We start from the raw sequence: 25289 nt of genomic DNA, 5'->3' as shown, positions 1-25289 counted from the left end.
ATCAAGACGGCATGGTCGCACGCAAAAACTGCTGCAGCCGTTCTGAGGATGGATTGGTAAAGATGTTTTCGGGCGGACCCTGGTCTTCGATCCGGCCCTCATGCAGGAACACCACGTGGTTCGACACGTCGGCGGCCAGGCGCATGTCATGGGTCACGATCAGCATGGTGCGGCCTTCCTCGGCCAGCGCCTTGATGACCTTGACGACCTCTTGTTCCAGCTCGGGGTCCAGCGCCGAGGTGGGTTCGTCGAACAGCAGCGCCCGCGGCTCCATGCACAGGGCGCGGGCGATGGCGGCACGCTGTTGCTGGCCGCCCGACAGCTGGGCCGGGTAGACATCGCATTTGTCGCCGATACCGACCTTGGCCAGGTATTCGCGCGCGGCGGCCTCGACCTCGGCGCGGTCGCGGCGCAGCACGGTCACGGGGGCCTCCATCACGTTTTCCAGAATGGTCATATGGGCCCACAGGTTGAACTGTTGGAACACCATCGACAGGTTGGTGCGGATGCGCGTGACCTGCTTGCGGTCGGCGGGCACGCGGGCATGGCCCTTGCCCTTCCAGTGCACCGGCTCGCCCTCGAACAGGATGTCGCCGCTCTGGCTGTTTTCCAAGAGGTTGGCGCAGCGCAGGATGGTCGATTTTCCCGACCCTGACGAGCCGATCAGCGATACCACGTCGCCCTTATGCGCCGCGATATCGACGCCTTTGATGACCTCCAGTGCGCCATAGCTTTTGTGAAGGTTGCGGATCTCGATGACAGGTAACTGTTGATCAGACAATGTGGGCCGTGATTTTTGAGCGTTCGGTAAAATAGGGCGCAATTCGTGGCGGATTGCAACGGTTTCACGACAAATGACGCGTGGTTATGCCCCCCGCGCGACCGAACACGACACTTTGCGGCGTAATCAGCCGCGCCGGGCCTCGACCCGTTGGCGGGCGATGTTGGAATCGCGGTCGTTCACGCCCAAGAGATTGGCCACCAGCCGCAACAGCGCGTCCTCTTCGTGGTCGCGCACGCCATCGGCCAGAACCACCTCCCACAGGGCCTCGACCACGGCCTCGCGGTCCTCGTAGGGCACGGCATCCTTGATCGCGCGGGTAAAGCGCACCGTGTCGGGGGCCTCGGATTCCAGTTGTTCGGCATCTGCCCGCAGGGCGGTGGCCTCGAACGGCGACAGGCCGTAGCGCGCGGTCAGGATGCGGTCGATGCGCTGGGCCTCTTGCGGGGCATAGTCGCCATCCGAGCGTGCCACGCGCACCAACAACGCCCCAAGCGCCAGACGCGCATCGGTGTCGGGCAGGCGGGCAGGGGCGGGCTGGATCAGGCGGGACAGGAAATCTGCAAACATGACCCAGATATAGGGCGACCCGCGCGCCGGGCCAATGCCCAATCGCGCGCCTGTCATCCCAGCAACTGCGGGCAGCCAAAGCGCATGTCATCCAACGATATCCCGCCCTTGTCGCGGTTCGCGATCGTGACGCCGGCTATTGCGCCCGCGCCATCCATTCCGAACCCCAGGTCGGACACCCCGCCCGGCAGCCGGGCGGTGATCGCCGCCAGCATCGCGCCGTCGCGGGCGTAAAAGCGGAACTCGACCTCGCCCTGATGCGCGGCATTGCTGCCCAGCGCGTCGAGGTATTCGGTATGGACCTTGATCCCGAACCGGCAGATATCGCGGTCGAACCCGATCGCGATCATACCCTCGCCGCGGCCCTCGGGTGTGGGCTGGGCCAATGGCCCCAGCGGATACAGCGCGTTCGACCCGAACACCCGATGCAGCGAGATCGACAGTGTCTGCCCCGGCGGCCCCATCTCGACCCGCAGCGGCCCGATGGGCGCGTCCGTCCCCGGCGCGTCAAATTGATCACCGTTCAAAACCAGCGTCTCAACCGTCTGGCCGGCGAAATGCTGGCCGATCAGCCCGCCATTGAAGGCATAGCCCCGGTCAAGGTTGTAGCCGGGATAGGGCTTGTCGGGCAGGGTCTGGAAATCTTCGCGGCCCTGGGTGGTCTGTTCGACCAGATCATAGGGCAGGGGCTGGATGTCCTGCGCGCAGGCGGGCAGGGCGGCGGCGATCCAGATCAGGGCCGCCGCGCACCGCATCCTAGACCAGCCGCGAGGTTTCCAGCGCCGCGCGCACGAAATCGGCGAACAGCGGATGCGGCTGGAAGGGTTTCGATTTCAGTTCGGGATGGAACTGCACGCCGATGAACCACGGGTGATCGGCCCATTCGACGATCTCGGGCAGGCGGCCATCGGGCGACATGCCGGAAAAGATCAGGCCCTTGGCCTCAAGCTGGTCACGATATTTGATATCGACCTCGTAGCGGTGGCGATGGCGCTCCTCGATGTCGCAGCCGCCATAGACCTGCGCGACTTTTGAACCCTCTTTCAGCGCCGCCGAATAGGCGCCCAGGCGCATCGTGCCGCCCTTGTCGTCATCGACCTTGCGCGCCACGGTGCGGTTGCCCTGCACCCATTCCTTGAGGTGATAGACCACGGGCGTGAAACGCTTGCCGCCGGCCTCGTGGTCGAATTCCTCGGAACCCGCGTCGCCCACGCCGGCGACGTTGCGCGCCGCCTCGATCACCGCCATCTGCATGCCCAGGCAGATGCCCAAATAGGGGATCTTGCGCTCGCGCGCGAATTGCGCGGCCTTGATCTTGCCCTCGGTGCCGCGCTCGCCAAAGCCGCCGGGCACCAGGATCGCGTGGAACCCTTCGAGATAGGGCGCGGGGTCTTCGTGATCGAAGACCTCGGCATCCACCCATTCGACATTGACCTTGACCCGGTTGGCCATGCCGCCATGGGTCAGCGCCTCTTTGATCGACTTGTAGGCGTCTTCCAACTGGACGTATTTGCCGACGATCGCGACTTTCACATCGCCATCGGTGTTGTGAATGCGGTCGTTCACATCCTCCCAGACGCTAAGGTCGGGCTTGGGCGCGGGCGAGATTTCGAACGCATCCAGAACCGCCTGATCCAGCCCTTCGCGATGATAGGCCAGCGGCGCCTCGTAGATGGATTTCAGGTCATAGGCCGCAACCACAGCCTCTTTGCGCACGTTGCAGAACAGCGCGATCTTGGCGCGCTCTTTCTCGGGGATGGGCTGTTCCGAGCGGCACACCAGGATATCGGGCGCGATGCCGATCGATTGCAATTCCTTGACCGAGTGCTGCGTCGGTTTCGTCTTCAGCTCGCCCGAGGCCGCCAGATAGGGCAGCAGCGTCAGGTGCATGAAAATGCACTGGCCGCGCGGTTTGTCATGGCTGAACTGGCGGATCGCCTCAAAGAACGGCAGGCCTTCGATATCGCCGACCGTGCCGCCGATCTCGCACAGCATGAAATCGACCTCGTCATCGCCGATGGCAAGGAACTCTTTGATTTCATTGGTGACATGGGGAACCACCTGGATGGTCTTGCCCAGGTAATCGCCCCGGCGCTCTTTCTCCAGAACGTTGGAATAGATGCGGCCCGACGACACCGAATCCGTCATGCGTGCCGGCACGCCGGTGAAACGTTCGTAATGGCCCAGGTCCAGGTCGGTTTCGGCGCCGTCATCGGTGACGAAAACCTCGCCATGCTCAAAGGGCGACATCGTGCCGGGATCGACGTTCAGATAGGGGTCAAGCTTGCGCAGACGCACCGAATAGCCGCGGGCCTGCAAGAGCGCCCCCAGCGCCGCCGAGGCAAGACCCTTGCCTAGCGAAGAAACAACGCCACCGGTGATGAAAATATACCGCGCCATGCCGAGAAAGCCCCCGTGGAATTCATGTTATTGTTGCGGGCCTGTTCCGCTCAATCAGGCCACCCACGGGACTCGACTGTTACCGGAATATGCCCGGTCTCACAAGGCTTGAGGCCCGATATGTTGTGGGCCGCCAGATCGGCCCCGCAATGCGTGGTCAGGGCGGCAAGGCGCTGTTTTTTGGGGAATGAACGCCGTTTTGGGGCTGCACCAGGGGCGGGCGGGGCGGTGCGCGCAAAGATTTTTTTCGTGATTTTTTTTACCCGCGCCACTGCCGGGGCGGGGCGGCATCGCGATTCCCCGCGCCGGTGGGGTGCAAATGAAAACGCCGCCCCCGGGGGCGGCGTGAATGCAATTGGATCGTTGGTGCCTTACTCGGCGCGCGGCGGCGTCAGCGGCGCGTTCGGGTCGGCCGCGGGCAGCTGCGGCAGCAGGCCGGTACCCGGCGCGGCCGGGGCATCCTCGGCGGCATCTTCGGCGCGGTCGCCAAGACGGTCAAGAACCGAGCTGTCCGACGATTTATCGGCCGCGATGACGGTCAGGCCGATCGAGGTGATGATGAAGGCGATCGCGAACAGCCAGGTCAGCTTGCCCAGTGCGGTCGCGGTCGAGCGGCTGGACATCACGCCGCCACCGCCGCCACCCATGCCAAGGCCACCGCCCTCGGAGCGTTGCAGCAGCACGATTCCGATCAGGCACAGGGCGAGGATCAGGTGGACGATAAGAATGACGTTTTCCATGGGCGCACGGGTCCGGCGTTGTTTGACGGGTCTATCTAGGCGCAAGTGCGCCCGGTCGCAACCCCTCGGATGCATGATCAGGGTGGTCAAGTGCGACGGGCGACAAAAGGTGCGGTTCCTGCTAGTCTGGGGCAGGGGGACAAAACCATGACCAAGATCGCAGTCGTTCAACGCCCGCCGGTTCTTTTGAACCGTGCAGCATCAATCGAGGCGGCAATCACGTCGCTGCAAGAGGCGGCCAGCGCCGGCGCGCAGCTGGTGGTCTATCCAGAGGCCTACCTGCCGGGCTATCCGACATGGGTGTGGCGTCTGCGACCGGGCGGCGACATGGCCCTGTCGGGCGAATTGCACGCCCGGCTGCGCGAGAACTCGGTCGATCTGGCGGCGGGCGACCTTGATCCGTTCTGCAAGGCCGTGGCCCGCGCCGGTGTGACCGTGGTGATGGGGCTGAATGAGCGCGACGGCCAGTTCAGCGGCACCACCCTGTTCAACACCATCGTCGTGATCGGCCCCGATGGCGCGATCCTGAACCGGCACCGCAAGCTGATGCCCACCAACCCCGAACGCATGGTCTGGGGCATGGGCGATGCCTCGGGGCTGCGGGTGGTCGACACGCCGCTGGGCCGTCTTGGCGGGTTGATCTGCTGGGAAAACTACATGCCCCTGTCGCGCTATGCCCTTTATGCCCAGGATATCGAGATATTCGTCGCCCCCACATGGGATGCAGGCGACAGCTGGATCGCCACCATGCAGCACATCGCCAAGGAGGGCGGCTGTTGGGTGATCGGTACGGCGACCGCGATGCAGGGCAGCGATGTGCCCGCCGACTTTCCCGAACGCGACACGCTGTTCAAGGATGACGAATGGGTCAATGACGGCGATGCGGTGGTGGTGCGCCCGATGGGCGGCATCGTTGCCGGGCCGCACCGGCGCGAGAAATCCATCCTCTATGCCGATATCGACATCGAGGCCGCCCGCCGCGCCCGCCGGTCGCTGGATGTGGCCGGGCATTACTCGCGGCCCGATCTGTTTGAATTCAGCGTCGATCGCCGCCCGCTGCCGCCGGTCAGGTTCGACTAGGGGTCATTCCTCGACATCGTCGATATCGACCTGGCCCGACAGGCGCCTGCGCACCAGGCTCCATCCCAGGCCGATGCCCAGAACCACCGACAGGGCAAAGATCCCCAGCCAGGTGTTCAGCGTCGGCCGGTCCAGCGAGAGCAGGCCCAGGTCGATCAGCACCCAGATCAGCGCGGCCACCACCGCGCCGACCAGCAACATGCCGAACGCCCCGATCGAGCGCAGCGTCGCCCGTAGATAGATGATGTAGCACACCAGCAGAATCAGCCCCACCAGCACCGTCAGCGACAGCCTGTCGTGATAGGCGCCGCGCGCCCATTGGACGTAATTCCATTGCGTGGGGTTGAACGTGGCACTCAGCAATACAAACGCAAATGCCCAGCGCAGAATAAGGCCTGCCATCTGTGACTCCGGGTTTTTTCCTGTCGTGGCGCAAGCGCGCGCCTCTGTCCAGCCCGGCACCAAGAAAAAATCCCGTTTGCGCGCGGGGCTGTGGGGGTCTATACGGTGCCCGGTTTGCCTCTATCGCAAGGATCTACTATGGCCAATGTTGTCGTCGTCGGCGCCCAATGGGGTGACGAAGGAAAAGGCAAGATCGTGGACTGGCTGTCAGAGCGCGCCGACGTGATCGCGCGCTTTCAGGGCGGTCACAACGCCGGCCATACGCTGGTGATCGACGGAAAGGTCTACAAGCTGCACGCGCTGCCCTCGGGCGTGGTGCGCGGCGGCAAGCTGTCGGTGATCGGCAACGGCGTGGTGCTGGACCCCTGGCACCTGATGGGCGAGATCGAGAAAATCCGCGCTCAGGGCGTCGAGATCACCCCCGAAACCCTGATGATCGCCGAGAACACCCCGCTGATCCTGCCCATCCATGGCGAATTGGACCGCGCCCGCGAAGAGGCCGCCAGCAAGGGCACCAAGATCGGCACCACCGGTCGCGGCATCGGCCCCTGCTATGAAGACAAGGTTGGCCGCCGCGCCATCCGCGTGGCCGATCTGGCCGACGAGGCGACCCTGATCGCCCGCGTCGATCGCGCCCTGCAACACCATGATCCGCTGCGCAAGGGTCTGGGCATCGAGCCCGTCGACCGCGACGCGCTGATCGCCCAGCTGAAAGAAATCGGCCCGCAACTCCTGCCCTATGCCGCCCCGGTGTGGAAAGTGCTGAACGAAAAGCGCAAGGCCGGCAAACGCATCCTGTTCGAGGGCGCGCAGGGCTCGCTGCTGGATATCGATTTCGGCACCTATCCGTTCGTCACCTCGTCGAACGTGATCGCCGGACAGGCCGCCACCGGCGTGGGTATCGGCCCCAACTCGATCGATTTCGTGCTGGGCATCGTCAAGGCCTATACCACCCGCGTGGGCGAAGGCCCGTTCCCGACCGAGCTGTTCGACCATGACGGTCAGCGCCTGGGCGAGCGCGGCCATGAATTCGGCACCACCACCGGGCGCAAGCGCCGCTGCGGCTGGTTCGACGCCGCGCTGGTGCGCCAGACCTGTGCCATCAACGGCATCAACGGTATCTCGCTGACCAAGCTGGACGTGCTGGACGGGTTCGAAACCTTGAAAATCTGTGTTGCCTATGACCTGGACGGCGAGCGGCTGGATTACCTGCCCACCGCCGCGGATCAGCAGGCGCGCTGCACCCCGATCTACGAGGAAATGCCCGGCTGGTCGGAATCGACCGAAGGCGCGCGCAGCTGGGCCGATCTGCCCGCCAACGCGGTGAAATATGTCCGCCGCGTCGAAGAGCTGATCGAATGCCCGGTGGCATTGCTGTCGACCAGCCCCGAGCGCGACGACACCATCCTTGTCACCGATCCGTTCGCTGACTGATGGCGCTGAGCTACAAAGCCCGCCGCCGTGTGGCGCTGATCGTGCTGCTGGTGTGGATGCCGCTGTATATCATCGCGGCGGTCACGGTGATCGGCATGTTCGATCGCCCGCCGTTCTTGCTTGAGCTGGCGGTTTACGTGGGGCTGGGCGTAATTTGGGTGCTGCCCTTCAAGGTGATCTTTCGCGGGGTGGGCCAGGCTGACCCCGACGCCGCCCCCGACCAGACGGACAAATGAAAACGGCAGGCCAGTGGCCTGCCGTTTCCCTTACTGATCACGCGTCCCCGAAGGGTCAATCGTCATAGCCCTCGGGCATATAGCGCGACGATTTAGAAACCGTGAACTGGCCGCGTTTGATCTTGGTGATCTTGTTGTCGCGCAACAGCGCCCCAAAGGCGCGCAGGCAATCCTCGCGGCTGGGTTCCTCGGGCATGGCCTCGGCGACGATCTCCATCACCTGCGGGCGGGTAAAGCTGGGCTGCCCCTCGATCGCCACGCAATAGACGGCGGCGGCCTCAAGCAGTTGCGTCAGGCTGCGGGCGCCGTGGCGGTCGGCGAAATCGGCAAAGCTGTCATCGTCGGAAAAGATGTTGCCGGCGCCCGGCTCGTCATCCTCGATCGCGCGCAGCGCCAGGTTGCCACGGCTGGCATGAGCCATCTTGGCACCGGCGCGCGGGGTGTCGATACGCTGTTCCGACACCAGCATCAGCGGCGGCATCTTCGGCGACGCGGTCTCGGGCTTGCGCGCCGAGGGGCGCACGACCTTGGCCAGGTCATCGCGATAGGGGCTGCGCTCGGCCTCGTCCTCGGCCTTGCGGTCGGCCTGGGTCTTGCCCGCGCGGTCGCTCATCGTAGCGGCCACGGCGGCCTTGAGATGGGCGATGGCCGACAGGCGGCGGCGGCTCTCGGCGCCGTCCATCTTGGTATTCACTTCGTTCACCAGCCGCGACACCGACGCGTCGTCGCTGTTCAGACCGACCGAACGCAGGCGCGCCAGGGCACCCTTGGGTTTTTTCGGCGCGCTGCGGGTATCCTGCTCCAGCTCGTCCAGCTCGGCCATCAGGTCGGCCTCGTCGGTGTCGCTCAGCAGATGCGGCGGGATATCCTCAAGGATCTCGGCCTCTTCGGCGTCGAAATCGTCGTCATAAGCTTCGTCGGCCGGGGCGCTGGTCAGCTCGTGGCGCAGCGCGTCCAGATCGTCTTGGCCGACTTTCAGAACCCGGGCGCGGGCGCGCACGGCGGCCTCTTGCCGGTCGTCATTATCGTCGTCCATCTCGCGCAGGGCGCGGGCCTCGGCGCGCAGGCGCTCGCGGCGACGGCGGCGCATTTCGTCCAGCTGGTTGGCGTCGCGGGGCGCGCGCGGCTGGTAGTCGTCCTCGTCCTCGTCGTCTTCGTCGACCTCGCGCGCGGCCACCGGCTGCGGGGCGGGTGCGATCTCTTCGGCGGGGGCGTCGATTTCGTCTTCGCCGTCGAACTCCATGTCGTCGTCAAAGTCATCGTCGTCATCGTCGCTGTCATCGCCCGTGGCGGCCAGCGAGTTCGACAGCGCGTTAAGAAAGGCGCTGTCATCCAGCTCGTCCTCGTCCTCGATCTCGTCAAGAATGGCCGCAGCCTCGATCGGCTCTTCCATCTCTTCGGCGACCGGTTCGTCCTCTTCGAGGTCATCCTCGGCCTCGGCTTCGACGGTCAGCTCGTCCTCGGCAGGGGTCTCTTCTTCGATCTCCTGCTCAAGAGCGACCTCTTGCTCGTCCTCTTCGATCTCTTCGATCTCGGGCTCGGCCAGTTCGGCGGCGTCCTCTTCGATCTCGTCGTCCTCGTCCTCGTCAGAGACCTCTTCGGTCATCTCGACGGGCGTGTCCTCGACGTCGATCTCGACTTCGGGCTCGGCAGCGATCTCTTCTTCGGCAACCACCGGTTCCTCGGCGGGCTGCTCTTCGAGAACGGGTGCGGCTTCGGCAACCGGCGTGGGCTGGGCCGCGGGGGCGCTGCGCGTGGTGTCGACAACGGCACGGATGCGGGCCAGCTTGGCCGCGACAGAGCCCAGGTCATCGCCTTGTGCAGGTTCGGGCGCGGCTTGAACGGGGGCCGGGGCGGGCTGAGGTGCAGGTTGCGGCGCGGGGGCGGCTTGTTGCGGGGCGGGGGCCGGTTGCGGCGCAGGCGCCTGGGCCGGCAGCGCGCCCTGTTGATCGGCCCGCAGATGCACGCCCTCATTCCCGACATAGGCCTCGACCCGCTGGCGGATCTCGCGCTGGGCGATGCGTTGCAGCATCTCGGCGTCGGGGGTCGGCGGTTCGGCCCCGAAATAGCGGTCATCGGCCGCGAGATCGCGGAAATATTCGGCGATCGCCTTCATGGTGCCGAAAGAATCGTCAAATCCCTCAAGCGTGCACGAGAAGGTGCCATAGGACACCGTCAGGATTTTGTTCGTTCCGACCATGTGCGTCTCACTCTCTTCCGAAGCCTGCATCGACCTGTTTACCACAGGCCGTTTCTTCAAATTCAACAGAACTGGGAAATTTGGGGGGATTAATCATGTCAGGAATGTGGTCATTCACCGATTTTCGCAGTATTTCCGGCTATATGAGCCATATCTTTCAATCAAAGGGCGCCGTGACGCTTTTGGGCGGGGGCGCGTGCCGGGGCACCGATCTGGCCGAGGCGCTGAGTCTTGCGCCCTGTCTGGTTGCCGCTGATGGCGGGGCCGACCGGGCGCTGGCGCTGGGTCATGTGCCCAAGGCCGTCATAGGGGATATGGATTCAATTTCGCCGCAGACAAGGGCGGCCATCGCGCCCGGGCGCCTGCACCACATCCCCGAACAGGACAGCACCGATTTCGACAAGGCCCTGCGCAATATCGACGCGCCGCTGGTGCTGGGGCTGGGTATGCTGGGGCCGCGTGCCGATCACATGCTGGCCGCGCTGAACGTACTGCACCGCCATTCCGATCGGCGCTGCATTTTGATATCCGACAGCGACGTGGTGTTCCTGGCGCCGCCGCAACTGACCCTTGATCTGCCCAGGGACGCGCGGGTTTCGCTGTTTCCGATGGCTCCGATCACCGGGCGCAGTACCGGGCTGTATTGGCCGATCGACGGTATCGAATTCACCCCCGGCGGGCGGGTCGGCACCTCGAACCAGGCCCAGGGCGGGCCGGTCACGCTGGGGTTCGACGCGCCCGGCATGATCGTGCTGCTGGATCGCGCTGGGTTGGGCGCGGCCGTGGCGGCGCTGGTCTGATCGGGCCTTGCAGCGTAATTGCCCCTCGCAGCGCCCCGGCACATCTCTTATAAGGTCTGCGGGTGACACAGGAGACATGCCATGACCGGAGAGCTTTCCCCCATCGACAAGGCCAAGTTCGCGGCCGCCAAACGGGCCGCAAATTTCGTTGAAAGCGGGATGCGCGTGGGGCTGGGAACCGGCTCGACCGCCGCATGGCTGGTGCGCTGCTTGGGCGAGATGGTGCGCGACGATGGTCTCAAGATCCGCGGCGTGCCGACATCGACCCGCACCGCCGAACTGGCCCGCCAGGTGGGCATCGAGGTCATCACCCTGGACGAAGCCAAATGGCTGGATGTCACCATCGACGGGGCCGACGAATTCGACGCCGACCTGAACCTGATCAAGGGCGGCGGCGGTGCGCTGTTGCAGGAAAAGATCGTGGCCACCGCCAGTGACCAGATGATCGTGATCGCGGACGCCGCCAAAGAGGTGGGCCAACTGGGCGCCTTCCCTCTGCCGGTCGAGGTCATTCCCTTTGGCTGGCAGACCACCAAGGCGCTGATCGAGGAAACCCTGATCAACCTTGATGTCATGGGCCGCGATACCACGCTGCGCATGAACGGCGATGCGCCTTTCGTCACCGACGAGGGCAATTTCATCGTCGATATGCATCTCAAACGCATCGGAAACGCCCGCCAGCTGGCGCTGGTGGTCAATCAGATCCCCGGCGTGGTTGAAAACGGGCTGTTCATTGATATCTGCGATGTGGTGGTCATTGGCCACGGCGACGGAAAGGTCGAGGTCCGCGATATCAACGAGGGCACTGTCGAAGAAGACAGGATCGACTTTCTGGACAACGAAAACCTGTTTGCTGACCTCTGAAAGGGGCCTCTTGTTTCATGAGTTTTGACTACGACCTGTTCGTGATCGGCGGCGGCTCGGGCGGGGTGCGCGCCGCGCGCCTTGCCTCTAGCGAAGCGGGCGCCAAGGTGGCGCTGGCCGAAGAATACCGCATGGGCGGCACCTGCGTGATCCGGGGCTGCGTGCCGAAAAAGCTGATGGTGTTCGCCTCGGGCTATACGCCCGCGTTCGAAGACGCCCGCGCCTATGGCTGGGACGTGACCAGCGGCGCGTTCGACTGGTCGCGCTTCAAGACCAACCTGCATGCCGAACTGACCCGGCTCGAGGGCATCTATACCCGCAACCTGGGCAATGCCGGGGTTGAAATTTTTCATACCCGCGCCGTTGTGAAAGACGCCCATACGGTCGAGCTGGCCAACGGCCAGGTCTTTACCGCCAAGCATATCCTTGTGGCCACCGGCGGGCGGCCCTTCGTGCCGGAATTCCCCGGCTCTGATCTGGCCGTGACCTCGAACGAGATGTTCCTGCTGGACGCGCTGCCGAAAAAGATGCTGATCGTGGGCGGCGGGTTCATCGCCTGTGAATTCGCCTGCATCATGAACGGGCTGGGCGTCGATGTGACGCAATTCTATCGCGGCGCGCAGGTGCTGCGCGGCTTTGACGACGAGGCGCGCGGCCATGTGGCCGACCAGATGACCAGCGGCGGCGTCAACCTGCATGTCGGCACCGATGTCGTGTCGATGAAGAAAACCCCGGACGGCATCGCGGTGAAATCCACCACCGGCCATGACGATACCTATGACGTTGTGATGTATGCCACCGGTCGCAACCCTAATACAGACGGGCTGGGCCTGGCCGAGGCCGGCGTCAAGCTGGGCCGCAAGGGCGAGGTGGTCGTGGATGACTATAGCCAGACCTCGGTGCCCTCGATCTATGCCGTGGGCGATGTGACCGACCGCATCAACCTGACGCCTGTCGCGATCCGCGAAGGCGCGGCCTTTGTCGAAACCGTCTTTCACGGCCGCCCCACCAAGCCCGATCACGACCTGGTCGCCAGCGCCGTCTTTACCCAGCCCGAGCTGGGCACCGTCGGCCTGACCGAGGAAGAGGCCCGCGAGCGCGAGCCGATCGAGGTTTACTCGGCCGCGTTCCGCCCGATGCAGACCCTGTTCGCCGGGCGCGAGGACCGCGTGCTGATGAAACTGATCGTCAGCCGCGAAACCCGCAAGGTTCTGGGCTGTCATATTGTCGCGCCCAATGCCGGCGAGATGATCCAACTGGCCGCCATCGCGATCAAGATGGGCGCCACCAAGGAAGACTTCGATCGCACCGTTGCGGTGCACCCGACAATGTCCGAAGAGCTGGTTACGATGAAGACACCCACGCGTGTGGCTTGATTTTCATGTTGATGTGACCAAGTTGAGTGAAACGATAAAGAACGCGACGAGAGGGAAAAGACCCTATGGCTGGAAATAACGGCGGCCCCTGGGGGGGCGGCGGCTCGAACAATGACGGGCAGGGCCCGTCTGGCGGCCCTGGCGGCGGGCGTGGTCCCGGCGGCGGGCGCGATCCGCAGATCCCCGAAATCGACGAACTGGTGAAAAAGGGCCAAGAGCAGCTCAAGGTGCTGATGGGCGGACGTGGCGGCGGTGGCCGTGGCGGGCGTGGTCCCGGCGGCGGTTCGGGTGGTCCGGCCTTTACCCGTGGCACGATCGGCCTGGGCGTCTTGGGCGCGGTGGTGTTGTGGGGGCTTGCCTCTTTCTACACCGTCAAGCCCGAGGAACAGTCGGTTGAACTGTTCCTGGGCAAATACTCGCAAACCGGCAATCCGGGTCTGAACTTTGCCCCCTGGCCGCTGGTCACCAAACAGATCGAGGCCGTCACCCGCGAACGTACCGTTGAAATCGGCCTGGGCCGTAGCGGTGGCGGCGAAGGGCTGATGCTGACCGGCGACGAGAACATCGTCGACATCGATTTCCAGGTGGTCTGGAACATCAACGATCTGCAAAAGTTCCTGTTCAACCTGCGCGACCCGCAGCAAACCATCGAGGCCGTGGCTGAATCGGCCATGCGCGAGATCATCGCCCAGTCGGAACTGGCGCCGATCCTCAACCGTGACCGCGGCATCATCGCCGTACGCCTGCAGGAACTGATCCAGACGACGCTGGACAGCTATGAAAGCGGCATGAATGTCGTGCGTGTCAACTTTGACAAGGCCGACCCCCCGCGCGAGGTGATCGACAGCTTCCGCGAGGTGCAGGCCGCTGAGCAGGAACGCGACCGTCTGGAAAAACAGGCTGACGCCTATGCCAACCGGGTTGTGGCCGGTGCGCGCGGTGAAGCTGCGCAGAAACTGGAAGAGGCCGAGGCCTATCGCGCCCAGGTCGTCAACGAGGCTCAGGGTGAGGCCAGCCGTTTCACCGCCGTTCTGGAAGAATACCGCAAGGCCCCCGAGGTGACGCGCAAGCGTCTCTATCTGGAAACGATGGAGGCTGTTCTGGGTGACGTCGACAAGATCATTCTCGATGGCGGTGAGGGTGCGCAGGGGGTTGTTCCCTATCTGCCGCTCAACGAACTCAGAAAATCGGGGGAGAACTGAGCCATGAAAAAGATAACCTTCTTCCTGCCAGTTCTGGTACTCATCGTGGCCGCCGCGCTGTCGTCGATCTTTATCGTGACGGAAACCCAGCGCGCGCTGGTTCTGCAATTCGGCCGTGTTGTGGCCGTCAAGGATGACCCGGGCCTGTCCTTCAAGATCCCGCTGATCCAGGAAGTCGTCTATTACGACGACCGTATTCTCAGCCTCGAAACTGCCGAGCTGGAGGTCACCCCGCTGGATGACCGCCGCCTGGTGGTCGACGCCTTTGCGCGCTATCGTATCGCCGATGTCGAACAGTTCCGCCAGGCCGTTGGTACCGGCGGCATCCGGTCCGCCGAGGATCGTCTTGACCGTATCCTGCGCGCCGCTACCCGCGAGGTTCTGGGTTCGGTCAACTCGAACGATATCCTCAGCACCGATCGTGCCGCGCTGATGCTGCGCATCCGGAACTCGGCAATTTCAGAGGCCAGCAATCTGGGCCTGCTCATCATCGACGTGCGCCTGAAACGCACCGACCTGCCCGAGCAGAACCTTGCCGCCACCTTTGCCCGGATGCGGGCCGAACGTGAACGCGAGGCCGCCGACGAGATCGCCCGCGGTGAAGAAGCCGCACAGCGCGTTCGCGCCCAGGCTGACCGGACCGTGGTCGAACTGGTCTCGGATGCCAGCCGCCAGTCGGAAATCGCCCGAGGCGAAGCCGATGCCGAACGCAACGCGATCTTTGCCGATGCCTATGGCGCGGACGCCGAATTCTTTGAATTCTACCGTTCGCTCACGGCCTATAGCCGGGCATTGCAGGGCAGCAACTCGACGATGGTCCTGTCGCCTGACAGCGAGTTCTTCAACTATCTCAAGCAGGCCGATCGCCCGTGATGGGAATGATCATTCTGGCCCTCGGGCTGGTCTTGGTTGTCGAGGGGCTGGTGTTCGCACTGGCCCCTTCGCGTCTCGAGGACCTGCTGGCCGCGCTGGCGGAAATACCGGTGGAAACCCGCCGATATCTGGGCCTTGGCGCGATTGCGCTGGGTGTGGCGCTGGTTTGGCTTGCCCGCGGGCTTGGGGCCTGAAAAGATCACCCAAGTCTTCACACCCATGTGACATGGCGCGACATGGCTTTGAATTGCACCCGGGCGGTAACCATCTTCTTATCGAACCGAAGATGCGCCGGGGCCAGTGCCCGCCCGAAGGCGCCGAATGAGCAGACAGGAGGAACCGACGTTGAATTCCCACGCTCTTGCCTATCAGGACCGGTCCTGGCCGATCCGCGCCTTTGCCGGCATGCTGCTGGCCATCGCGCTGTTGCTGGCGCAGGCCATGACGGCCCATGCCCGCGGCGCGCCCGACAGTTTCGCCGATCTGGCCGACAAGGTCAGCCCGGCGGTGGTCAACATCACCACCTCGACCACGGTTTCGACCTCGACCGGGCCGGGGCCGCAACTGCCCGAAGGATCGCCCTTCGAGGATTTCTTTCGCGATTTCATGAACCCCGAGGGTGAACGCAATGGCCCCCGCCAGCGCCGCAGCCAGGCGCTGGGATCAGGTTTCGTGATCTCCGAGGACGGGTTCATCGTCACCAACAACCACGTCATTGAGAAGGCCGATGAGATCAAGGTCGAGTTCTTCTCGGGCATCGTTCTGGACGCCACCGTGATCGGCACCGACCCCAAGACCGACATCGCGCTGCTCAAGGTCGAAAGCGACACGCCGCTGGCCTTTGTACCCTTTGGCAACAGCGACGTGGCCCGTGTGGGCGACTGGGTCATGGCCGTGGGCAACCCGCTGGGCCAGGGCTTTTCGGTGTCTGCCGGCATCATCTCGGCCCGTAACCGCGCCCTGACCGGCACCTATGACGATTTCATCCAGACCGATGCCGCCATCAACCGGGGCAACTCGGGCGGCCCGCTGTTCAACATGGATGGCCAGGTGATCGGCGTGAACACCGCCATTCTGTCGCCCAATGGCGGCTCGATCGGTATCGGGTTCTCGATGGCCTCGAACGTTGTGACCAACGTGGTCGATCAGCTTAAGGAATACGGCGAAACCCGCCGTGGCTGGCTGGGCGTGCGCATCCAGGATGTCACAGCCGACGTGGCCGAGGCCATGGGTCTGGAAAAGGCCGGCGGCGCGCTGGTCACCGATGTGCCCGAAGGCCCCGCCCGCGAGGCCGGCATTCAGTCGGGGGATGTGATCTTGTCCTTTGATGGGGTCGACGTGGCCGATACGCGTGAACTGGTGCGCATGGTCGGCAACAGCACCGTCGGCAGCAGCGCTCGCGTGGTCGTCTATCGCGACGGCGGCACCCAGACCCTCAAGGTCACGCTGGGCCGCCGCGAAGTGGCCGAAGGCGCCGTGCCTGCCGCAGCCTCGCCCGACACCCCCGCCGAGCCGCAGGAAATGCAGACCCTCGGCCTGACGCTGACGCCCCTGACCGACGAGATGCGCGCCCAGCTTGATGTCGCCCCCGGCATCGACGGCCTGGTCGTGACCGATGTCGACCAGGTCAGCGAAGCCTATGAAAAGGGCCTGCGCGCCGGTGATGTCATCACCGAGGCCGGCCAGCAGCAGATCGCCTCGCTTGAAGATTTCGAGGCCCGTGTGACCGAGGCCCGCGATGCCGGGCGCAAATCGCTGCTGCTGTTGATCCGCCGTCAGGGCGACCCGCGCTTTGTGGCGCTGGGTGTCGAAGCCGACAAGTAAGCCACCACGAAATCACGAAACGGGGCGCCTTCGGGCGCCCTTTTCACGCTAGGGACGTGCCTCGCGCGGATAGGCCACCAGCCCCAGCTTGCGCGCCGTGTCCAGCGACAGATCGGCGCTATCCAGCCCGTTGACCGCCTGATAGCGCCGCACCGCCTGGCGCGTGGCATCGTCCATCACCCCGCTGATCGGCGCATGATAGCCGCGCGCGTTCAGCGCCCGTTGCAGGCTGGCGACCAGCTCTGGCGTCAGGGCGGCGGGGCAGGGGGTCTCGAACCAGGTGGTCTTGCGATCCTGCACGATGCGCTGCCGGGTCTCGGTGCGATAGCGCGCGGGCTCCAGCACCAGCCCCTCGGGTGTGGTCTCGGCCGGGCTCAGCAGGGTCTGCTCGGTCACGGTCTCGATCACCGCGGGGGTTTCGACCCGTGACCAGCAGGTGCCCAGCGGCGCACCAAGCGGGGCGTTGCCCGTCAGGGCAGGCCGGGCGTCGATCCCCTGGCAGGCGGCCAGCAGGCACAGGCCAAGGCCAGCAAGGGCGGGGCGATGATGGATCATTCTCTGCTCGTTCTGGCTGTGCCGGTTTTCCCGCGATCATAGCCAGATCGCCCCCCCGGCAAAAGCCCCGTGGTCAAACATGCGTGGGGTCTCTGGCCTTTGCGGCCAAGCTGCACTATGTCACCCCCCGATACTGCGAAGGTTCAGAGGGTAAAGATGGCAAAGATCACCTATATCGAGCACAACGGCACCGAACATGTGGTGGACGTGGCCAACGGGCTGACCGTGATGGAAGGCGCCCGCGACAATGGCGTTCCGGGCATCGAGGCCGACTGCGGCGGCGCCTGCGCCTGTTCCACCTGCCACGCCTATATCCCGTCGGACTGGTACGCGCGGCTCGATGGGGTCGATCCGATGGAAGAAGACATGCTGGAATTCGCCTGGAGCCCCGAACCGGGCAAATCGCGCCTGACCTGCCAGATCAAGGTCACCGACGCGCTGGACGGGCTGGTGGTCAACCTGCCCGAAAAACAGATCTGATGCGCGGCGCGGGCGTCATTGCCGCTCTGGCGCTGCTCTTCTCCGGGGCGGCGCAGGCCCAGATCACCGACGCCCGCTATACCGACCCAACCGCCCGCTACGACCACGCCGTGCTGGGCGATGCGCTGGAATGGGGCGCGCTGGAACTGACGACCCCGGCTGGTAAACGCCGCATCGTTCTGCCCGATACCCGCGTGTTCGAAGACCTCGCCCCGCGCCTTGCCGATCTTGACGGCGACGGCGCGCCCGAGGTCATCACGGTCGAAACCGACCTGTCACTGGGTGCGCGCCTAGCGGTCTATGGCGAAACAGGCCTGATCGCCGCTACCCCCTTTATCGGCCGCCCGCATCGCTGGCTTGCGCCCTTGGGCGCGGCCGATCTCGATGGCGATGGCCGTATCGAGATCGCCTATATCGACCGCCCGCACCTGGCGAAACTGCTGCGGGTCTGGCGGTTTGAGAATGGCACCCTCACGCTGGTGGCCGAGAAACCAGGCCTGACCAACCACCGGATCGGGCAGGATTTCATCTCGGGCGGCATCCGCGATTGCGGCCAGGGCCCCGAGATCATCACCGCCAATGCCGACTGGTCACGCGTGATTGCCACCCGGTTTCAAAACGGCACCCTCAGCAGCCGCGAATTGAAGACCCGCAGCCTGCCTGACGCCGCCGCCTGCAAGGCCGATTAGGGCGGAACCGGGGCTCTGCCCCGGACCCCGGGATATTTATGCGAAAAAGAAGACAGGGGCTTCTTCTTCGGGGAAATATCCCCGCCGGAGGCACCTGAGCGGCCCTTGGGCCGCGAGGCAAGAAGAATGACCGGCCCAAGGGGCCGGTCTCAATCAGGTCACAGCGCGCGCCAGCCGATATCCTTGCGATAGAATCCCTCGGGCCAGTCGATGGCCTCGGCCATGGCATAGGCGCGATCGCGGGCCTCTTGCAGGGTAGTGCCGCGGGCGGTGACGTTCAGAACGCGGCCGCCATTGGCGGTGATCTTGCCGTCGACCTCTTTGGTGCCGGCGTGGAAGACCATGTTCATGCTGTCCTCGGGCAGGGCATCAAGCCCCCGGATCTCCGAGCCTTTCTGATAGGCACCCGGATAGCCGTTCGCGGCCATGACCACCGTCATCGCATGGTCATCGGCCCAGTTCACCTGGGCCTCGTCCAGCTTGCCCTCGGCGCAGGCCAGCAGCAGGTCAAGCGCCTGAGCGCCCAGCCGCATCATAAGCACCTGGCATTCCGGGTCGCCAAAGCGGACGTTGTATTCCACCAGGCGCGGCTGGCCGTCCTTGATCATGAAGCCGGCGTAAAGCACGCCCTGATAGGGGGTGCCGCGACGGGCCATTTCATCGACGGTGGGCTGCACGATTTCGTCCAGCGCCTTTTGCGTGACCGACGCATCCATGATCGGCGCGGGCGAATAGGCGCCCATGCCGCCGGTATTGGGGCCGGTATCGCCGTCGCCCACGCGCTTGTGGTCTTGGGCGGTGCCCACGGGCAGGATGTTCTTGCCGTCTGAGAGGATGAAGAAGCTGGCCTCTTCTCCCTCCATGAATTCCTCGATCACCACCTCGGCGCCAGCCGCGCCGAACTCGCCGCCGAACATGTCGTCGATGGCATCGAGCGCGCTGTCGAGATCCATCGCCACGATCACGCCCTTGCCGGCGGCCAGGCCATCGGCCTTGACCACGATGGGCGCGCCCTGTTCGCGAATATAGGCCTTGGCCGGTTCCGCCTCGGTGAACCGGGCGTACCCAGCCGTGGGCGCGTTGCAGGCGTCGCAGATTTCCTTGGTAAAGCCTTTCGAGGCCTCAAGGCGTGCGGCCTCTTTCGAGGGGCCAAAGCACAGGAACCCTGCCGCGCGCAGGCGGTCGGCCACACCGGCGGCCAGCGGCGCCTCGGGGCCGATCACCACGAAATCGATGGCGTTTTCCTCGGCGAATGTGGCGACCGCGCCGCCGTCTTCGATGTTCAGCGCCGCGCATTCGGCGATCTCGGCCATGCCGGCATTGCCCGGCGCCACGATCAGCCGGTCGCATTTCGGGTTCTGTTTGATCGCCCAGGCAAGGCTGTGTTCGCGCCCGCCGCTGCCGAGAATGAGAATATTCATGGGATGCCCCTGCTTGGCCTTCGGTTTGCGGCGTTCTAAGCTGTGCACCAGCACAAGACAAGCGAGCAGCCATGTCAGACCTGATCGAAGACGCCGGCCCCGGCCAGAATGCGCATGAATATACCGTCTCGGAAATCTCGGGGGCGGTGAAACGTGTGCTCGAGGGAGAGTTTGGCTATGTCCGTGTCCGGGCCGAGGTGGGGCGGGTGTCGCGGCCGCGCTCGGGGCATCTGTATTTCGATCTCAAGGATGACCGCGCGGTTCTGAATGCCGTCAGTTGGAAGGGTCAGGTCGCGCGTATGGCCGTGCAGCCCGAAGAGGGGATGGAGGTCATCGCTACCGGCCGCATGACCACCTTTCCGGGCGGCTCGCGCTATCAGCTGATCGTCGACAATGTCGAACCGGCGGGCGAGGGCGCGCTGATGGCGATGCTGGAAAAGCGCAAGAAGGCGCTGGCCGCCGATGGCCTGTTCGCGCCCGAGCGCAAACAGCCGCTGCCGTTTCTGCCAGAGGTGATCGGGGTGGTCACGTCACCGTCGGGCGCGGTGATCCGCGACATCCTGCACCGGCTGCGCGACCGTTTCCCGCGCAAGGTTCTGGTCTGGCCCGTCGCCGTCCAGGGGCAAAACTGCGCCGCCGAGGTGGCGCGCGCGATCGAGGGCTTCAACGCCCTGACGCCCGGCGGCGCACTGCCCCGGCCCGATCTGATCATCGTGGCGCGCGGCGGTGGCTCGATCGAGGATCTGTGGGGCTTCAACGAGGAAATCGTGGTGCGCGCGGCGGCGGCGTCAGACATTCCGCTGATTTCCGCCGTGGGGCACGAAACCGACACCACGCTGATTGATTTCGCCGCCGACCGGCGCGCGCCCACGCCCACCGCCGCCGCCGAGATGGCCGTGCCCGTGCGGCTGGAACTGCTGGGCTGGGTCGATGACCAGGGCGCGCGGATGACGCGCGGCATGGGGCAGGCGGTGTTGCTGCGCCGTCAGCGGCTGGCCGATCTGTCGCGGGCGCTGCCCCGGCCCGAGCAACTGGTCGAAGGCGCGCGGCAACGGCTGGACAAATGGGGCGACCGGCTGGACCCGGCCCTGCGCGCCGCCACCCAGCGTCGCCGGGTAAAACTGGCCGAGGCCGCCGCGCATCTGCGCCCCGGCCTGTTGCGCAATGCCATCACCGCCAAGCGTGACCGGCTGGAGGCCCGCATCAGCCGCCTGCGGCCCGAGGCGTTGACCCGTGACATCACCCAGAAACGCCGCGATCTGGATCAGGTCGCGGCCCGGCTGGCCGCTGTCGCCCGCGCCGATCTGGGCCAGCGGCGCGACCGTCTGGCCGCGCTGGAACGGATGCGGATGAGCCTGGGATACGAGGAAACCCTGGCGCGCGGCTATGCGGTGGTGCGCTCGGGCGAGCAGGTGATCACCACCCGTGTGGCGGCCGAGGCCGCAACCGCGCTGGAGATCCAGTTCCGCGACGGGCGCTTTGCGGTGGGCGGCAAGCCCGCGAAAAAGGCAATGCCCAAGAAGCCGCCCGAACAGGGCAGCCTGTTCTAGGGATCAGACCCCGACCTTGGGGCCGGGGCACCAGAGCGGTTGCGGGGTCTGTTCGACCTCGACCAGAGGCGTGGTCGTTGTGCCATCCTCGAATTGCGCGCTCAGCCCGCCATTGTTCAGGAAAAAGCGCCAGCATTGCAGGGGCGAGCCATTGCCGTAATCGAAACAGATCTGCTCGCCCTCGGCGAACCATGTGCCTTCCTGGCATTCGCCGTCGAGAAAGGTCCAGATCACGCGGCGGTTGGGCAGGTATTGCTCGGCGCCATAGGGTACGCCGTCACGGCCATAAAACATGGTCTTGCCGCGGGTATAGGCATCGAACTCGGCGGCCGAGATCGGGGTCTCGGCCAGTGCAGGCATCGCGGCAAAAAGGGCAAGGATCAGGGGCAGGCGCATGGCGTGACAATGACAGGTTGCGGCCCGCAGCGCCAGCGGCGGCTGCGTCAGGTGGCGCGGTTTTGCCAGCGCGCGGCGCGCGGGTTCATGATGCGTCGCCACAGCGGCGGCACCAGCGCGATCGCCCCCATCACCGGCAGGCTGTGGGGCAGGGTCGGCACCTCGTCGGGGCCGGGCAGGTGCAGCGCCGGATAGGCGCGCGCGGGGTGGGTGTGGTGATCGGAATGGCGCGGCGCATTCAGCATCAGGTGGCTGGAAAACCGATGCGGCGCGTTCCAGCTATGCGCGGCGGTGACGGGGGCGTATTTGCCATTCTCCAGCCGGGGGCGCGACAGCCCGTAATGCTGCACGTAATCCGACAACAGCAGCTGCGCGCTGGCGTGTCCCGCCAGCGCCAGATGCGCCAGCGCCCCGGCCAGCCCAAAGGCCAGATAGCTCAGCGCCAAAAGGCCCAGCCCCCCGCCGATATAGGTGGCATAGCGCCCGCGCCGCCCCAGCACGCGCTCGGCCCGCAGGCCCGCGCGGAACGATCCGATCCATGCGCGCGGCAAAAAGCGATAAAACCCCTCGCCACCGCGCGGGGTGTTGGGGTCGGCAGGCGTGCCGACATGGCGGTGATGTACCAGCGGATGCGCGGATGTGTGATGCCCGAACATGAGCGAGACGAAAACCCACATCCCCAGCCGGTGCAGCCCGCGTGTGGGGCGGTGGATCAGCTCATGCGCGTTGGAATTGCTGACCTGGCCAAAGAAGAGGCCAAAGGCAAAAAACGCCACAATACGCGCGCCGGGCGTGAGGCCGCTGGCGCCCGACACGGCCCAGATGCCCGCGCCCAGCAGCACGAAATGCAGCCCCGCCAGCAGGGCCGACAACTGGTCGGCGGCGGGAAACTCGGCCCCCTCGGGCGCGTCGGGTTCGGGCCGCGCCATCACCCGGTCGGCCAGCCCGGCAAACAGTGTCATGTAGATCAGCGCCGCCCAGATCCACGCCCCGCCGAACGTCGCCCCCAGCCCCAGCAGGGGCACGGGCGCCAGCGTGGCGAGGGCGAAAAAGGTGATCGGGCGGGTGGTCATGCGCGGGTCTCTGCTTTGCGGGCAGAATGGGCCAAAGCCGCACGATGCGCCAGCCCCGCGCGGTTTCTGGCCGCGCTCCCTTCCAATGGGCGGGAATTGCGATTAAATCAGCGCTTAAGCGGAGGCGCGCATGGCACTATTTTCAAAGCTCAAGGAACGGCTGTTCAAATCCTCGTCCAAACTGGATGAGGGGCTGGAGGCCATTGTCGATGACGGCGGCGTCGAAGAGGCGGTCGAAACCCCGACCGCGCCCGAACCGACGCCTGCGCCGGAACCGACCCCGCGCCCGGAACCCACACCCGAACCCGAGCCCATGCCCGAGCCGGTGCCGATGCCCGACCCCGAGCCGATGCCGGACCCGATGCCTGAACCGGAACCCGCGCCCGAGGAAGAGCCGGAAAACCTGCCCGATCCGGGCAGCGACGATGTCGAGATCGACATGCCCCTCGAGCTGCCGCTCGAGACCGACCCGATGCCGATGGACACCCCGGTCGAGCTGCCCGATATGGGCCGCGGCACGGTCGAGGTCAGCCCCGGCGCGGCCAAGCCGGGCTTTCTGGGTCGCATTTTTGGCAAATCCGCCCCGCAGGTCGTCAAGCGCCGCGTGCTGGATGACGACATGCTGGAACAGCTCGAAGAGCTGCTGATCACCGCCGATATGGGCGTCGATACCGCCCTGCGCGTCACCGCCAACATGGCCGAGGGCCGCTTTGGCAAGAAGCTGTCGGTCGACGAGATCAAGCGCCTGCTGGCCGCCGAGATCACCCGCATCATGGAACCGGTCGCCCGCCCGCTGCCGCTTTATCCCAGCAAGCCGCAGGTGGTGCTGGTGGTGGGGGTCAATGGCTCTGGCAAGACCACCACGATCGGCAAGCTGGCCAGCCAGTTCCGCGCCGCTGGCAAGAACGTGGTGATCGCCGCGGGCGACACGTTCCGCGCCGCCGCCGTGGAACAGTTGCAGGTCTGGGGTGATCGCGCCGGGGTGCCGGTGCTGACCGCGCCCGAAGGGTCGGACCCCGCCAGCCTGGCCTTTGACGCGATGACCAAGGCCCAGGCCGATGGCGCCGACCTGCTGATGATCGACACCGCCGGGCGTCTGCAAAACCGTCAGGACCTGATGGAGGAACTGGCCAAGATCGTCCGCGTCATCCGCAAGAAAGACCCCGACGCGCCGCATAACACCCTGTTGGTGCTGGATGCGACCACCGGGCAGAACGCGTTGAACCAGGTCGAGACCTTCCAGAAACTGGCCGATGTGTCGGGCCTGGTGATGACGAAACTCGACGGCACCGCCAAGGGCGGCGTGCTGGTGGCGCTGGCCGACAAGTTCGGCCTGCCGATCCATGCCATCGGCGTGGGCGAGCAGATCGACGACCTTGCCCCCTTTGACCCCGAGGATTTCGCCAAGGCGCTGGCCGGGGTTGAGGCTGGTTGAGCGACTGGCTGGTCTCGATCGCGGGCACTGATGAGGGGCGACAGCTTGCGCTGATCCTGGCGCTGTCGGCGGCCTTTCTGCACGCGGTCTTCGGGGCGCTGCAAAAGGGGCGGCATGATCCCTGGCTCAGCCGCGGCGCAATCGACGCCTGGCTGCTGATCCTGTCGGCCCCGATCGCGCTGTTCGTGGTGCCGCACCCGCAGGGCGTTGAATGGCTGATCCTTCTGGGCACGATCCCGATCCACCTGGCCTATAAGCTGGGCGTCGCGCTGGCGTTTTCGCGGGGGGCGTTCACGGTCGTCTACCCGGTGGTGCGCGGAACCGGGCCGCTGTTCGCAGTGTTCGGCGCCTGGCTGATCTTTGGCGAAACCTTCACGCCGGTGCAGTGGCTGGGCGTTGCGGTTCTGTTGGGCGGTATTTTCGGGCTGGCGGCCTATAACCTGATCCATGTCGACGTGGGGCGCGAAACATTGGTGCCCGCGCTGTGGCTGGCGGTAGGCACCGGCGCGCTGGTCGCGCTTTACACCACCTATGACGCGTTCGGCATCCGCGCCACGCCCGACCCGTTCACCTTTCTGGCCTGGTTTTTCTTCATCACCGCCTTCGACTTTCCCATATTGGCGGCACTCAGGCTGCGCGCGATGGTGCATCGCCCGGCGCTGGGGCCGCTGGTGCGGCGCGGGTTTGCCGGCGCGCTGGTGGCCTATGCCAGTTTCGGCTCGGTCATGATGGCCACCCGACTGGACAAGGTCGGCGAGGCGGCCGTGCTGCGCGAGACATCGACCGTGTTTGCCGCGCTGATTGGCTGGATCGTGCTGAAAGAAAAGGTCGGCCCGCGCCGATTGGCCTTGATGGCCTTGATCGCAGCCGGTGCCGTGATAGTTGAGATGGGCGCATAAGGAAAAACG

Annotated in this window: 26 protein-coding genes; 15 read left to right on the top strand and 11 right to left on the bottom strand. The window is 65.3% G+C overall.

Annotated features, from left to right (window positions below):
- Position 1: 1 nt before the first annotated feature.
- The 5 genes from OE856_RS11225 to secG form a co-directional block, all read right to left on the bottom strand.
- The gene (locus OE856_RS11225; RefSeq protein ID WP_263716209.1) at positions 2-781 is read right to left on the bottom strand and encodes an ABC transporter ATP-binding protein; all 780 of its coding nucleotides are present in this window, start codon (positions 779-781) and stop codon (positions 2-4) included.
- 126 nt (positions 782-907) lie between these two features.
- Positions 908-1351 carry a TerB family tellurite resistance protein gene (locus OE856_RS11220; protein ID WP_263716240.1) on the bottom strand — a complete coding sequence of 148 codons (444 nt, stop codon included), beginning with the start codon at positions 1349-1351 and terminating at the stop codon, positions 908-910.
- Between the two features lie 53 nt (positions 1352-1404).
- Complete coding sequence (locus tag OE856_RS11215) at positions 1405-2106, bottom strand: hypothetical protein (protein ID WP_263716208.1); 702 nt, start codon at positions 2104-2106, stop codon at positions 1405-1407.
- 1 nt (position 2107) lies between these two features.
- Positions 2108-3751 carry a CTP synthase gene (locus OE856_RS11210; protein WP_263716206.1) on the bottom strand — a complete coding sequence of 548 codons (1644 nt, stop codon included), beginning with the start codon at positions 3749-3751 and terminating at the stop codon, positions 2108-2110.
- A 371-nt stretch (positions 3752-4122) separates the two neighbouring features.
- On the bottom strand, positions 4123-4491 hold the full coding sequence (gene secG / locus OE856_RS11205) for a preprotein translocase subunit SecG (RefSeq protein WP_263716205.1): 369 nt from the start codon (positions 4489-4491) through the stop codon (positions 4123-4125).
- Positions 4492-4638: 147 nt separating this feature from the next.
- Between secG and OE856_RS11200 the strand changes: the two genes are divergently transcribed.
- Positions 4639-5571, top strand: coding sequence for a carbon-nitrogen hydrolase family protein (locus tag OE856_RS11200; protein WP_263716204.1), 933 nt, complete (start codon positions 4639-4641; stop codon positions 5569-5571).
- A 3-nt stretch (positions 5572-5574) separates the two neighbouring features.
- Here OE856_RS11200 and OE856_RS11195 read toward each other — a convergent pair whose 3' ends face one another.
- The gene (locus tag OE856_RS11195; RefSeq protein WP_263716203.1) at positions 5575-5973 is read right to left on the bottom strand and encodes a DUF6524 family protein; all 399 of its coding nucleotides are present in this window, start codon (positions 5971-5973) and stop codon (positions 5575-5577) included.
- A gap of 138 nt (positions 5974-6111) precedes the next feature.
- Here OE856_RS11195 and OE856_RS11190 point away from each other — a divergent pair, with 138 nt between their 5' ends.
- A complete protein-coding gene (locus OE856_RS11190) occupies positions 6112-7407 on the top strand; it encodes an adenylosuccinate synthase (protein WP_263716202.1) in 1296 nt (431 codons plus the stop codon).
- Positions 7407-7643: a DUF2842 domain-containing protein gene (locus OE856_RS11185; RefSeq protein ID WP_263716201.1), complete on the top strand. Its 237-nt coding sequence runs from the start codon at positions 7407-7409 to the stop codon at positions 7641-7643. The genes OE856_RS11190 and OE856_RS11185 overlap by 1 nt, the downstream gene beginning before the upstream one ends.
- A gap of 55 nt (positions 7644-7698) precedes the next feature.
- Here OE856_RS11185 and OE856_RS11180 read toward each other — a convergent pair whose 3' ends face one another.
- Positions 7699-9843, bottom strand: coding sequence for a hypothetical protein (locus tag OE856_RS11180; RefSeq protein WP_263716200.1), 2145 nt, complete (start codon positions 9841-9843; stop codon positions 7699-7701).
- 104 nt (positions 9844-9947) lie between these two features.
- On the opposite strand from OE856_RS11180, the gene OE856_RS11175 reads away from it, so the two are divergent.
- The 7 genes from OE856_RS11175 to OE856_RS11145 all read left to right on the top strand — a co-directional run bounded on the left by OE856_RS11175 (position 9948) and on the right by OE856_RS11145 (position 16782).
- Positions 9948-10643: a thiamine diphosphokinase gene (locus tag OE856_RS11175; protein ID WP_412174885.1), complete on the top strand. Its 696-nt coding sequence runs from the start codon at positions 9948-9950 to the stop codon at positions 10641-10643.
- Between the two features lie 81 nt (positions 10644-10724).
- Entirely contained in the window at positions 10725-11507 is a 783-nt protein-coding gene (rpiA, locus tag OE856_RS11170; protein WP_263716199.1) for a ribose-5-phosphate isomerase RpiA, read from the top strand.
- 17 nt (positions 11508-11524) lie between these two features.
- On the top strand, positions 11525-12883 hold the full coding sequence (gene gor / locus OE856_RS11165; RefSeq protein WP_263716198.1) for a glutathione-disulfide reductase: 1359 nt from the start codon (positions 11525-11527) through the stop codon (positions 12881-12883).
- A 65-nt stretch (positions 12884-12948) separates the two neighbouring features.
- Positions 12949-14085: an FtsH protease activity modulator HflK gene (gene hflK, locus OE856_RS11160; protein ID WP_263716197.1), complete on the top strand. Its 1137-nt coding sequence runs from the start codon at positions 12949-12951 to the stop codon at positions 14083-14085.
- Positions 14086-14088: 3 nt separating this feature from the next.
- Complete coding sequence (gene hflC / locus OE856_RS11155) at positions 14089-14958, top strand: protease modulator HflC (protein WP_263716196.1); 870 nt, start codon at positions 14089-14091, stop codon at positions 14956-14958.
- Positions 14958-15152 (top strand): DUF2065 domain-containing protein, encoded by a 195-nt coding sequence (locus OE856_RS11150; RefSeq protein WP_263716195.1) that lies wholly within the window; start codon positions 14958-14960, stop codon positions 15150-15152. Before hflC ends, OE856_RS11150 begins: the two co-directional genes overlap by 1 nt.
- Positions 15153-15279: 127 nt before the next feature.
- Entirely contained in the window at positions 15280-16782 is a 1503-nt protein-coding gene (locus tag OE856_RS11145) for a Do family serine endopeptidase (RefSeq protein WP_412174884.1), read from the top strand.
- A gap of 48 nt (positions 16783-16830) precedes the next feature.
- On the opposite strand, the gene OE856_RS11140 is transcribed toward OE856_RS11145, so the two are convergent.
- A complete protein-coding gene (locus tag OE856_RS11140; protein WP_263716194.1) occupies positions 16831-17337 on the bottom strand; it encodes a peptidoglycan-binding domain-containing protein in 507 nt (168 codons plus the stop codon).
- Positions 17338-17493: 156 nt separating this feature from the next.
- Between OE856_RS11140 and OE856_RS11135 the strand changes: the two genes are divergently transcribed.
- Both OE856_RS11135 and OE856_RS11130 read left to right on the top strand, forming a co-directional pair.
- A complete protein-coding gene (locus OE856_RS11135; RefSeq protein ID WP_263716192.1) occupies positions 17494-17817 on the top strand; it encodes a (2Fe-2S)-binding protein in 324 nt (107 codons plus the stop codon).
- A complete protein-coding gene (locus OE856_RS11130; protein WP_263716191.1) occupies positions 17817-18506 on the top strand; it encodes an FG-GAP repeat domain-containing protein in 690 nt (229 codons plus the stop codon). Before OE856_RS11135 ends, OE856_RS11130 begins: the two co-directional genes overlap by 1 nt.
- A gap of 158 nt (positions 18507-18664) precedes the next feature.
- On the opposite strand, the gene purD is transcribed toward OE856_RS11130, so the two are convergent.
- Positions 18665-19927, bottom strand: a complete 1263-nt coding sequence (gene purD, locus OE856_RS11125; RefSeq protein ID WP_263716190.1) for a phosphoribosylamine--glycine ligase — start codon at positions 19925-19927, stop codon at positions 18665-18667.
- Between the two features lie 71 nt (positions 19928-19998).
- Between purD and xseA the strand changes: the two genes are divergently transcribed.
- Entirely contained in the window at positions 19999-21477 is a 1479-nt protein-coding gene (gene xseA / locus OE856_RS11120) for an exodeoxyribonuclease VII large subunit (RefSeq protein ID WP_263716189.1), read from the top strand.
- Between the two features lie 3 nt (positions 21478-21480).
- On the opposite strand, the gene OE856_RS11115 is transcribed toward xseA, so the two are convergent.
- Positions 21481-21975, bottom strand: a complete 495-nt coding sequence (locus OE856_RS11115) for a hypothetical protein (protein ID WP_263716188.1) — start codon at positions 21973-21975, stop codon at positions 21481-21483.
- The gene (locus tag OE856_RS11110) at positions 21921-22946 is read right to left on the bottom strand and encodes an alkane 1-monooxygenase (protein ID WP_263716187.1); all 1026 of its coding nucleotides are present in this window, start codon (positions 22944-22946) and stop codon (positions 21921-21923) included. Before OE856_RS11110 ends, OE856_RS11115 begins: the two co-directional genes overlap by 55 nt.
- 130 nt (positions 22947-23076) lie before the next feature.
- On the opposite strand from OE856_RS11110, the gene ftsY reads away from it, so the two are divergent.
- Together ftsY and OE856_RS11100 are read left to right on the top strand one after the other, a co-directional pair.
- Positions 23077-24381: a signal recognition particle-docking protein FtsY gene (gene ftsY, locus OE856_RS11105; protein ID WP_263716186.1), complete on the top strand. Its 1305-nt coding sequence runs from the start codon at positions 23077-23079 to the stop codon at positions 24379-24381.
- A complete protein-coding gene (locus tag OE856_RS11100) occupies positions 24378-25280 on the top strand; it encodes a DMT family transporter (RefSeq protein WP_263716185.1) in 903 nt (300 codons plus the stop codon). Before ftsY ends, OE856_RS11100 begins: the two co-directional genes overlap by 4 nt.
- Positions 25281-25289 lie beyond the last annotated feature (9 nt).

Origin of the sequence: Actibacterium sp. XHP0104 (assembly GCF_025751515.1) — a bacterium.
Taxonomy (GTDB): domain Bacteria; phylum Pseudomonadota; class Alphaproteobacteria; order Rhodobacterales; family Rhodobacteraceae; genus Actibacterium_D.
Note: the sequence above shows the minus strand (reverse complement) of the source record. Positions and strands in the feature narration are given on the sequence as shown.

What these genes read in the sequence shown, in the direction of transcription:
- OE856_RS11220 (WP_263716240.1), bottom strand. Translation starts at nt 1,351, where the DNA reads ATGTTTGCAGATTTCCTGTCCCGCCTGATCCAGCCCGCCCCTGCCCGC.
- OE856_RS11215 (WP_263716208.1), bottom strand. Translation starts at nt 2,106, where the DNA reads ATGCGGTGCGCGGCGGCCCTGATCTGGATCGCCGCCGCCCTGCCCGCC.
- OE856_RS11210 (WP_263716206.1), bottom strand. Translation starts at nt 3,751, where the DNA reads ATGGCGCGGTATATTTTCATCACCGGTGGCGTTGTTTCTTCGCTAGGC.
- secG (WP_263716205.1), bottom strand. Translation starts at nt 4,491, where the DNA reads ATGGAAAACGTCATTCTTATCGTCCACCTGATCCTCGCCCTGTGCCTG.
- OE856_RS11200 (WP_263716204.1), top strand. Translation starts at nt 4,639, where the DNA reads ATGACCAAGATCGCAGTCGTTCAACGCCCGCCGGTTCTTTTGAACCGT.
- OE856_RS11195 (WP_263716203.1), bottom strand. Translation starts at nt 5,973, where the DNA reads ATGGCAGGCCTTATTCTGCGCTGGGCATTTGCGTTTGTATTGCTGAGT.
- OE856_RS11190 (WP_263716202.1), top strand. Translation starts at nt 6,112, where the DNA reads ATGGCCAATGTTGTCGTCGTCGGCGCCCAATGGGGTGACGAAGGAAAA.
- OE856_RS11185 (WP_263716201.1), top strand. Translation starts at nt 7,407, where the DNA reads ATGGCGCTGAGCTACAAAGCCCGCCGCCGTGTGGCGCTGATCGTGCTG.
- OE856_RS11180 (WP_263716200.1), bottom strand. Translation starts at nt 9,843, where the DNA reads ATGGTCGGAACGAACAAAATCCTGACGGTGTCCTATGGCACCTTCTCG.
- OE856_RS11175 (WP_412174885.1), top strand. Translation starts at nt 9,948, where the DNA reads ATGTGGTCATTCACCGATTTTCGCAGTATTTCCGGCTATATGAGCCAT.
- rpiA (WP_263716199.1), top strand. Translation starts at nt 10,725, where the DNA reads ATGACCGGAGAGCTTTCCCCCATCGACAAGGCCAAGTTCGCGGCCGCC.
- gor (WP_263716198.1), top strand. Translation starts at nt 11,525, where the DNA reads ATGAGTTTTGACTACGACCTGTTCGTGATCGGCGGCGGCTCGGGCGGG.
- hflK (WP_263716197.1), top strand. Translation starts at nt 12,949, where the DNA reads ATGGCTGGAAATAACGGCGGCCCCTGGGGGGGCGGCGGCTCGAACAAT.
- hflC (WP_263716196.1), top strand. Translation starts at nt 14,089, where the DNA reads ATGAAAAAGATAACCTTCTTCCTGCCAGTTCTGGTACTCATCGTGGCC.
- OE856_RS11150 (WP_263716195.1), top strand. Translation starts at nt 14,958, where the DNA reads ATGGGAATGATCATTCTGGCCCTCGGGCTGGTCTTGGTTGTCGAGGGG.
- OE856_RS11145 (WP_412174884.1), top strand. Translation starts at nt 15,280, where the DNA reads ATGAGCAGACAGGAGGAACCGACGTTGAATTCCCACGCTCTTGCCTAT.
- OE856_RS11140 (WP_263716194.1), bottom strand. Translation starts at nt 17,337, where the DNA reads ATGATCCATCATCGCCCCGCCCTTGCTGGCCTTGGCCTGTGCCTGCTG.
- OE856_RS11135 (WP_263716192.1), top strand. Translation starts at nt 17,494, where the DNA reads ATGGCAAAGATCACCTATATCGAGCACAACGGCACCGAACATGTGGTG.
- OE856_RS11130 (WP_263716191.1), top strand. Translation starts at nt 17,817, where the DNA reads ATGCGCGGCGCGGGCGTCATTGCCGCTCTGGCGCTGCTCTTCTCCGGG.
- purD (WP_263716190.1), bottom strand. Translation starts at nt 19,927, where the DNA reads ATGAATATTCTCATTCTCGGCAGCGGCGGGCGCGAACACAGCCTTGCC.
- xseA (WP_263716189.1), top strand. Translation starts at nt 19,999, where the DNA reads ATGTCAGACCTGATCGAAGACGCCGGCCCCGGCCAGAATGCGCATGAA.
- OE856_RS11110 (WP_263716187.1), bottom strand. Translation starts at nt 22,946, where the DNA reads ATGACCACCCGCCCGATCACCTTTTTCGCCCTCGCCACGCTGGCGCCC.
- ftsY (WP_263716186.1), top strand. Translation starts at nt 23,077, where the DNA reads ATGGCACTATTTTCAAAGCTCAAGGAACGGCTGTTCAAATCCTCGTCC.